Raw genomic sequence first — 8,864 nt, 5'->3', positions numbered from 1 at the left:
GTCTCTGGGCCTCTGGACCTTACGACGGCCCATCCAACCCACCAACAACGTAGGACCGACTGACTGTCGATGATCCCGGCACTCGGCTCGGCGTTCCGGCCTTTTTTGCTCCCTGGCCGCGCGGCGCAGGCGTTCGTACAGTTCACGCACGTAGTCGTAGGTCCGCCAGCGGCGGAAGAAGTCATAGACCGCCCGCCAGTACGGGAAGTCGACCGGCATGGCCATCCACTTGCTGCCGTTGTCGACGAGGTAGCGCATCGCGTCGAGCATCTCGCGGTGGCAGTACGCCTCCGGACGCCCGCCCTGCTGGAGCAGCCAGGCCGGCACCGGCATCGCCGCGCGGACCTCGGCCCACTCCGCGTCCGTCATGTCACTCGGATAGCACCGCGCCCGTAGTCCCGGAGCGATCGAACCGAACCTGTGCACGTAGCAGTCGCACTCCGGGGTGACCGTGGTGGACGCGGGCACAGCGGGAATGGTCAACTGGTCGGACAACGGGTCTCCTTGCTCGTGACCGGCCTCAACAACCACGTCACTACCAAGGGGCCCGTTTCTTCATGCCCACGACCACACCGGCATCTCTGTCCGAACGATCACCCGCGCCGCACGCTTCGAACGAGATCCGGTTTGCCACAACGCACTTAATCAACTCAGAGAACGTAGCAGGTCAGCTACCTCAGACAGTCGGCACGCCAGACCCGCCTCCTGTGCCGGGCCACGATAGTTGGCACTCATCGGGCTGTGTGACCTGGGGCTCCCAACAGTCTGGCCACGCTGGTTGGCACTGTCTGGCCAAGATTCTTGGCATCTGTAATGAGTTGCCACGTTTGTTGGCACCGGCGCCATGGTTCAGCGCGGCAGCCAGGCCGGCGCGCATGGGGTTGCAACGGCGACAGTCTCGTCGCTTGGTTCCTTGCTGCTTTCACGTGGCCTTCGGCGGTTTCTACAGACCATCCAGTCGCCTGGTCACTGTGTCGAGTGTCGGCCAAGGAGGACCCTCGCGCAGCAAGCGCAGGAATTCCTCTCCGAATCGCCTCCCATTCGGAAACTGGTCGCCAAACTCCCAACGCCACGCGGCGACCATTGCGATAACGAGCTGCCGACACTCGTCCAGCAGCCCTTGGTCAACGCTTCGGTAGTGCTCGCAGACCGCCTCGGGAACATGGGCGAGATCGAACTCGACGGGTCCACGGCAGCACGTCTCAAGGTCGATGAACAACGGGCCGTTCTTCGTGCTGAGCACATTGCCTGGATGCGGCTCGCCGTGGAGCAGCTGCTCCACGGCGCCGCGGTCGTCGATCGCTCGTCGCAGGCTTGCCAGCCTGCCGCTGAGGAACACGCGGTCCGCGTCGGTGAGCTCCGGCGAGCGATCCGGGTCGGCGACAACTTCTTCCGCCTCCGTGATCCGGTCCGTGAACCTCGGGCTCGGCACATCGACCTTGCGCATGCCGACGTGCAGCTGCTCCAGCGCCTTGGCATAGTCGACTGGTGAGGTGTGAGGTGTCACCGGCTCGTAGTAGGTCCACAGCGTCACTGCGAAGCCATCGCGCGTGTACACACGCGGGTCCGCCCGAGGCTCCAGGGGACACACCGGGCATCCGACCTCGGTGAGCCGCTGAGCGAGATCGACTTCGAACGGTGCAACCTCTTGTCCCACAGGGGCGACCCGGGCAAAGACGTCGCATGGCGTCAGCCGCAGTGCCAGCTTGTTCGAGTTGTGGAGAACGATTGCATCGTTGGCTGGCAGGTCGAGCGATGCGGCGACCGAAGTCGCAGCCGCGATCGCACGCGTGACGTCGGTTATATCCACCCTCGAATCTTGGCATAGACGAGCGAGGGCGATGCCAACCAGCGTGGCCAGGTGCCAACTATCGTGGCTCGGCACACCTCCCCCTTGCCCGCGACTTCAGCTGGTGCCCAACTGTCCCGCTTTTGTGCCACCTAAAAATCCTCGTCACACCCGGTCAGCGGCGTACGCGCGGCATCCCCAGACCGATCCACGAGATGATTTCCCGCTGTATCTCGTTGTTGCCACCACCGAAGGTGAAGATGACGGCGGACCGGTATCCCCGTTCGAGTTCGCCGTGCAGGACGGCGCCCGCCGAGCCTTCCTTGAGCGGTCCGGCCGAGCCGAGGATCTGCATCAGCCAGGCGTAGGCGTCGCGGCGCGCCTCGGAGCCGTAGACCTTGACGGCGGAGGCGTCCTGCGGGGTGAGGGTGGAGCGCTGGACGGCGGAGACCATCTGCCAGTTGAGGAGCTTCATGGCGTCGAGCCGGGTGTGGGTCCGGGCGAGGAGGGCGCGGACCCAGCCGAGGTCGATGACCCGGCGCCCGTCGGCGAGCTCGGTGCCGGCGGCCCAGCGCTGCACGTTGTGGAGGGCGCGGATGGCCATGGTGCCGTGGGCGGCGAGGGTGACGCGCTCGTGATTGAGCTGGTTGGTGATGAGCCGCCATCCCTTGTTCTCGTCGCCGACGCGGCGGGAGACGGGGACGCGGATGTTCTCGTAGTAGCTGGCGGTGGTGTCGTGCGAGGCGAGGGTGTTGATCAGGGTGCAGGAGTATCCGGGGTCGCTCGTGGGGACGAGCAGCATGGTGATGCCCTTGTGCGGCGGGGCGTCGGGATCGGTGCGGACGGCGAGCCAGACCCAGTCGGCGGTGTCGCCGTTGGTCGTCCAGATCTTCTGCCCGTTGACCACATATGTGTCGCCGTCGCGTACGGCGCGGGTCTTGAGGGCCGCGAGGTCGGTGCCCGCGTCGGGTTCGCTGTAGCCGATGGCGAAGTCGATCTCGCCTGACAGGATCTTCGGCAGGAAGTACGCCTTCTGTTCGTCCGTGCCGAACTGCATGATCGTCGGGCCGACGGTGTTGAGTGCCATCAGGGGCAGCGGGACGCCCGCCTGGGCCGCCTCGTCGAAGAAGATGAACTGTTCCATCGGGGACAGGCCGCGTCCGCCGTACTCCGTGGGCCAGCCGACGCCGAGCCAGCCGTCGGTGCCGAGGCGCCGGATCGTCTCGCGGTAGAAGCGTTTCTGGGCGGTGGGGTCGTCGTATCTGGCGTAGGCGTTGTCGGGGACGAGTCCAGCGAAGTACGTGCGCAGCTCGGCGCGCAACTGCTGCTGCTCAGGCGTGTATTCGAGGTGCACAGCCCCTCCAGGAGTCTCGCGGTCGCGTCGCCCGTGTGCGGCGGCGCACACAGTAGAACGTGTTGCAAGAATCCGGAAGGGCCGCGGAGCCACACCCGGGGTGTCAGCGCTTGACGGCGCGCAGCACGACGAACTTCGGGTCACCGGCGACGGTGACGCAGTTGCCGAAGATCCGGCGCAGCTGCGTGTGGTACCCGAGGTGCCGGTTGCCGACGACCCACAGCTCGCCGCCCTGCCGCAGCACGGTCCGCGCCCCATGGAACATGTTCCGGGCGGTGGCGTCGGTGGTCGCCAGGTGCGAGTGGAACGGTGGGTTGTTGAGCACCAGGTCCACACTGCCCGGGGCCAGGTCCGCCGTCCCGTCACCGACCAGGAAGCGGGCTTCGGCGTCGGCGCCGACATTGGCACGGAAGGTCGCCTCGGCGGAGGCGACCGCCTGGTAGGACTCGTCGACGAAGGTGACCGTCGCTCCGGGGTTGGCGAGCGCGGCGGAGGTGCCGACGACCCCGTTGCCGCAGCCCAGGTCCACGACGTGGTCGTGGCCGGTGCGCTCGGGAAGATGGTTCAGGAAGAAGCGGGTGCCGATGTCGAGGCGCTCGGCGCAGAAGATCCCGGCGTGGTTGACCACGGTCCGGCCGGAGATCGCGCCGACGTCGCCGGGCAGCTCGTACCGGTACGGCCAGGGGCTGGGGGTGCGGGCCAGGGCCGGGTCCGGGTTGCAGAAGATCAGCCGAGCCTTCTTCACCGCGAGCGAGGTGCGGGTGGGGCCGATGATCCGCTCGAACAGTTTGAGGGTGGAGGTGTGGATCTCCTTCACCATGCCGGTGCCGATGACGACGGTTCCGGCGTGCACGGCGGGCGCGAGCCGGTGCAGCTGATCCTCCAGGAGCGCGAGGCTCTTGGGAACCCGCACGAGAAGGACGTCGATCCGGTCCGGCGGGGTGTCCCTGGCCGACAGAAGACGTACGGCGTCCTCGTCATGGCCGTTGCGGGCGAGGTTCGCCAGGGTCGCACGCTGGGCGAGGTACGAGTCGGTGATCTGTACGGGGCGGTGCCCGGCCAGCACCGTACTCAGGGCACCCCAGCGGTCGCCCACCACGACCACGGTGCCGGTCAGCTCGACCGGGGTCGCACCGTCAGCCCCCTCCAGCTGCCGAAGCAGATATTCGTCGGCAGCGTCCCAGGCACGGAACGGGTCGCGCGGGTGCTCGGGGTAGCGGGCGAGCTCGTAATCGCCCTTTGACGTCGTCAAACGGTTCATTGTGCCTTCAGGCTAGCCGAGCGGCGGGGAGCACCCACACACTCCCCACCGCACCGGCCGCCCGCTATGGCAGCTGCTTTTCGATCGCCGCCCGGCCCTCTCGTGCCAGTCGGCGCTGTGCCCACTCCAGATTCTGCGGAGTCAGGTCCCGCCCGGAGGCGAGCACCAGGTCCTCTGCCGACGCGTTGTCGCTCCCGCCGGTGTGCAAGAGGCTGTCCGGGGTCACTCCCCGGGCCAGGGATACGGATACGGATTCGGGGTCTTCGCTCATACCGCCTCCTCGTCCTTGCGGCAATTCTCGCCCTGCGGCTCCAGGAGCGCATCCGAAGGGTTCGCTTGACCTGCACATGATGAGTGCGCAGCGTTCACCCCTGATCACGGTGCGCGTGGAAGGCTCCCGCTGACCGCTTACCACACGACCACCACGGCGCCGCCCCACCCTGTGACGGCGTCGCGGTGCCGCATGCCCCGGAGAGGACACCCCACATGTCCCGTCACCGCCTTCACTACCGGCGCCCATTGCTCGCCACCCTCGCCGCCTTCGCGGCTCTCGCCGGCACGTCCGCCGCCGCACCGGCGACGCCAGCCGCGCCCCGGCCCGCACCGGCGACCGCGACACCGCTCACCACGCTCGGCGACACGTACTACCAGAGCGCAATCGGCAAGACCGGAACCCAGCTCAAGAGCGCCTTGCACTCGATCATCAGCGTCCAGTCGAAGATCTCGTACAGCCAGGTCTGGGACGCGCTCAAGAACACCGACCAGGACCCCGCCAACTCCTCGAACGTGATCCTGATCTACTCCGGGCGCTCCAAGCCGAAGAGCGACAACGGCGGCTCGGTCGGCCAATGGAACCGTGAGCACGTCTGGGCCAAGTCGCACGGCAACTTCGGTACCGCCACCGGACCCGGCACCGACATCCACCACCTGCGCCCCGAGGACGTCACCGTCAATTCCATCCGCGGCAACAAGGACTTCGACAACGGCGGCAGCGCGGTGAGCGGGGCGCCGGGCAACTACACCGACGGCGACTCCTTCGAGCCGCGTGATGCGGCCAAGGGTGATGTCGCCCGCATGATCCTCTACATGGCGGTGCGGTACGAGGGCGACGACGCCTTCGCCGACCTCGAACCGAACGAGAAGGTGAACAACGGCTCCGCGCCGAACATCGGCAGGCTCTCCGTGCTGAAGCAGTGGAGCCAGGAGGACCCGCCGGACACCTTCGAGAGGCGGCGCAACGACGTCATATTCGACCAGTACCAGCACAACAGGAACCCGTTCATCGACCACCCGGAATGGGTCGAATCCATCTGGTAGAACGGCCCATTCGTCCAGCACGCGGTCACGTCAGCCGGGGCGGTGGTGCTCGGCCGACTCCCGGCCGTGACCATGCCGGTGGTGCCGCTCGTCCGGCGCTGCGGCATTCCGGCTGGTCACTTTCCGACGGATCTTGAGCGCGCACCGCAGGCCTGTGCCATGGAAGGGCTCGCCGAGGACGGCGAGGAGTGCGACCGGGAGTGGCGCGCGTTGGTGGCCATGTCGCGCCACTGTGCGCTGCACGTTTGACTCGGGGAACGGGGTCGGCGAGACGGTCGGCATCTGCGCCCCGCCGGCATCCAGTGGTCGCAACGGCAGTGGAAACGCGTCCGAGATTGCCAAGGTCCGGCATTGCCAGGTCCCACCAGGTCCGGCAACCATAGGGGCGACTCCGGAACGGGCGTTGTGCGCGTTCCGCACCTCACCTGACGGGAAAGCGGAGCAGACACATGGCATGGGTGGCAGGAGCGAACATGCTCGTGGGTCTGCTGGCGATCGCATGGGGGATCGTGACGCTCCGCACTGGATGGATCCTGCCCATGGCGCGCCGCCACGTCACCAGACCTCAGCTCCACGGCCTCGGTGCACTGGCAACGGGCGCATCCCCACTCATACAGGGCCTCTTCTACTTCCGGATCCTGCCGAGCCCCTCCTGGGAGGTCCGCTTCTTCGGCGGAAACGCCCTCTTGTTCATTGGTCTCCTCCTCATTGCCACGAGCCAACTGCTGCCGCCCCGCCGAAGCCCCGACCACACTCATCCTTCAGGCGTCTAGGGCGTGTTTCGAAAGTAGCGTTGTCCGCCCGTAGGGCGGGCCGGGCGGTGTCTGGTGCGTGCGATCGCAAGGCGGAGGCTCGCCCCGATACTGGGCGTATCGGGGCGAGCCCGACAACGCAGCGAGCGTGGGGGCCAGACGCCGCCCGGCAGACGGGACTTTCGACACACGCCCTAGCGGCAGCGGGCCTGCAGACACGCCCGCCGCCTTCCGGTCCACCGGAAGGCGGCGGGCGTGTCCGTGCCCGCGAGCCGGCCGGCATTTTTGTGCCGGACAACCGGGCGTCAGCTCACGCCGCGCCCCCGAGCTGCAGGGCCGCCGCGGCCACTGTCTGTTCGAGCAACACCGCGATGGTCATCGGTCCGACGCCGCCCGGGACCGGGGTGATCAGCCGTGCCCGCTCGGCCGCGGTCTCGAAGTCGACATCGCCGACATTGCCGTCGTTGTATCCGGCGTCGAGCACCACCGCACCGGGCTTGATGTCCGCACCGGCGATGAAGCGCGGCTTGCCGACCGCGGCCAGCAGCACGTCCGCCTGCTGCACGATCGATGGGAGGTCGGCCGTCCGTGAGTGACAGTACGTCACGGTGGCGTCCCGGCCGAGCAGCAGCATCCCGGCGGGCTTGCCCAGGATGGCGCTGCGGCCCACGACGACCGCGTGCTTTCCCGCGAGGTCGACCTCGTACGCGTCGAGCAGGCGCATGATGCCGCCGGGTGTGCAGGAGACGAAGCCGGGAAGGCCGAAACTCATCGCCGCGAACGAGTGCATGGTGACCCCGTCGACGTCCTTGGCCGGGTCGATCGCTTCGAAGGCGGCGCGCTCGTCGATGTGGGGACCCACGGGATGCTGCAGCAGGATGCCGTGCACATCGGGGTCGTTCGACAGTGCGGTGACCGCGTCGACCACGTCCTGTGTGGTGGAGGTGGCGGGAAGGGCCACGTGCCGTGACGCGATGCCCGCGCTTTCGCAGCGGCGGCGCTTCATCCGGACGTAGGTCACGGACGCCGGGTCGTCGCCGACCAGAACGGTCGCCAGACAGGGGGCCTTCCCGGTGCGCAGCCGGAGTTCCGCCGCCGTCGCGGCGCTGGTCTCGATGATGCGGCGGGCGAGGGCGGTGCCGTCCATCGGACGGGCTGTCTGTGTCTGGGCCACGCTTCACTCCTGAGCGTCACAAGGATCACGAGGATCACGATGAATCGCCCAGGCGCACGGCATCGACGGTTGTCGAGTGTTTCCGTCGGACCGCTCCCCGGTGGTGCTCCACCTCAGCGCCAGTCACGGCCCAGGGCCAGATTAACGGACAGAGCGCCCTGGAGGGAGGAATCAGGTGGCAGTGACGGGCGGGCGACCCGGCCGCGCGTGCCCCGTCGCCCGCCCCGCACCGTGTGTCAGCCGACGCTGCCCGGCTTCGGAAGCGGCTTGCCGTACCAGAGCTCGATCAGACGGGCCGCGATCGAGATGCCGAACGGGGGCAGGATCTCGCCCGATTCGAAGGCCGCCGTCAGGTCCTCACGGGAGAACCAGCGCGCCTCCTCGATCTCCTCGCCGTCGACGTTGATCTCCGACGACGTGGCCCGGGCCATGAAGCCCAGCATCAGGCTGGACGGGAAGGGCCAGGGCTGGCTGGCGATGTACTCGACCTCACCGACCGTCACACCCGCCTCCTCGAACACCTCGCGGGCGACGGACTGCTCGATCGACTCCCCGGGCTCGACGAAGCCCGCGAGCGTCGAGAACCTGCCCTCCGGCCAGTGCACCTGACGGCCCAGCAGGGCGCGGTCCTGGTCGTCCGTCACCAGCATGATCACCGCCGGGTCGGTGCGCGGGTAGTGCTCGGCGCCGCAGGCCTGGCAGCGGCGGATGTGGCCGGCCGCCGCGATGACGGTGCGTTCGCCGCAGCGGGAGCAGAAGCGGTGCAGCCGCTGCCAGTTCTCCAGCGCCACCGCGTGCGCCATCAGCCCCGCGTCGCGCGGGCCGAGAAGCAGTCCGGCTTCGCGCAGCCCGGCCGGGCGGGCCGGCTGGTCCATGCGGCCGGGCAGCGAGTCCTTCTGGAGCGCGAAGTAGCTGACGCCGTCCACGTCGGTGCCGAGGAAGTAGCGGTGGGTCTCGGTGACCGGGGCCTCGAAGGCCGGGGTCATGACGATCTCCGTGCCGCCGTCTGCGGTGTCGTCGATCAGCACCTGCCCGCCGGAGACCACGAAGACCCGGGTGGTCGGGTGGCTCCAGGCGGCGGAGAGCCAGGCCTCGTCGAGGCGGTGGTGCGCGGCGCGGTCGATGCCGCTGCGCGCGGTGAGACCAATGGGCCGGTCGGTGGTGGCGTTGTCGAAGGTGCTCACAGGTGCTTCCTACTCCCCGGGACGGATCGGGTG

The 8,864-nt window shown here is 68.2% G+C and carries 10 protein-coding genes and 1 riboswitch; of the genes, 3 read left to right on the top strand and 7 right to left on the bottom strand.

Annotated features, from left to right (window positions below):
* The 5 genes from AB0N06_RS31385 to AB0N06_RS31365 all read right to left on the bottom strand — a co-directional run.
* A partial coding sequence (locus AB0N06_RS31385) for a transposase (protein ID WP_366138089.1) occupies positions 1-495 on the bottom strand: 495 nt, incomplete at its 3' end.
* 448 nt (positions 496-943) lie between these two features.
* Positions 944-1,810 carry an aminoglycoside phosphotransferase family protein gene (locus tag AB0N06_RS31380; RefSeq protein ID WP_366138088.1) on the bottom strand — a complete coding sequence of 289 codons (867 nt, stop codon included), beginning with the start codon at positions 1,808-1,810 and terminating at the stop codon, positions 944-946.
* A 154-nt stretch (positions 1,811-1,964) separates the two neighbouring features.
* Positions 1,965-3,143 (bottom strand): acyl-CoA dehydrogenase family protein, encoded by a 1,179-nt coding sequence (locus AB0N06_RS31375; protein WP_366138087.1) that lies wholly within the window; start codon positions 3,141-3,143, stop codon positions 1,965-1,967.
* Positions 3,144-3,246: 103 nt separating this feature from the next.
* On the bottom strand, positions 3,247-4,404 hold the full coding sequence (locus AB0N06_RS31370; RefSeq protein WP_366138086.1) for a methyltransferase: 1,158 nt from the start codon (positions 4,402-4,404) through the stop codon (positions 3,247-3,249).
* A gap of 64 nt (positions 4,405-4,468) precedes the next feature.
* The gene (locus tag AB0N06_RS31365) at positions 4,469-4,675 is read right to left on the bottom strand and encodes a hypothetical protein (RefSeq protein ID WP_358861364.1); all 207 of its coding nucleotides are present in this window, start codon (positions 4,673-4,675) and stop codon (positions 4,469-4,471) included.
* Positions 4,676-4,890: 215 nt separating this feature from the next.
* Here AB0N06_RS31365 and AB0N06_RS31360 point away from each other — a divergent pair, with 215 nt between their 5' ends.
* From AB0N06_RS31360 to AB0N06_RS31350, 3 genes are all read left to right on the top strand, one after another.
* Entirely contained in the window at positions 4,891-5,721 is an 831-nt protein-coding gene (locus AB0N06_RS31360; protein WP_366138085.1) for an endonuclease, read from the top strand.
* A gap of 66 nt (positions 5,722-5,787) precedes the next feature.
* Positions 5,788-5,970, top strand: coding sequence for a hypothetical protein (locus tag AB0N06_RS31355; RefSeq protein WP_366138084.1), 183 nt, complete (start codon positions 5,788-5,790; stop codon positions 5,968-5,970).
* A gap of 224 nt (positions 5,971-6,194) precedes the next feature.
* Positions 6,195-6,494: a hypothetical protein gene (locus tag AB0N06_RS31350; protein ID WP_366138083.1), complete on the top strand. Its 300-nt coding sequence runs from the start codon at positions 6,195-6,197 to the stop codon at positions 6,492-6,494.
* A gap of 289 nt (positions 6,495-6,783) precedes the next feature.
* Here AB0N06_RS31350 and AB0N06_RS31345 read toward each other — a convergent pair whose 3' ends face one another.
* Together AB0N06_RS31345 and nudC are read right to left on the bottom strand one after the other, a co-directional pair.
* Positions 6,784-7,647: a bifunctional 5,10-methylenetetrahydrofolate dehydrogenase/5,10-methenyltetrahydrofolate cyclohydrolase gene (locus AB0N06_RS31345; protein ID WP_366138082.1), complete on the bottom strand. Its 864-nt coding sequence runs from the start codon at positions 7,645-7,647 to the stop codon at positions 6,784-6,786.
* A gap of 39 nt (positions 7,648-7,686) precedes the next feature.
* A riboswitch (ZMP/ZTP riboswitch) is annotated at positions 7,687-7,784 on the bottom strand.
* A 99-nt stretch (positions 7,785-7,883) separates the two neighbouring features.
* A complete protein-coding gene (nudC, locus tag AB0N06_RS31340; protein ID WP_366138081.1) occupies positions 7,884-8,831 on the bottom strand; it encodes an NAD(+) diphosphatase in 948 nt (315 codons plus the stop codon).
* Positions 8,832-8,864 lie beyond the last annotated feature (33 nt).

It is taken from the genome of Streptomyces sp. NPDC051020, from assembly GCF_040683105.1.
Classification (GTDB): Bacteria; Actinomycetota; Actinomycetes; order Streptomycetales; family Streptomycetaceae; genus Streptomyces.
Note: the sequence above shows the minus strand (reverse complement) of the source record. Positions and strands in the feature narration are given on the sequence as shown.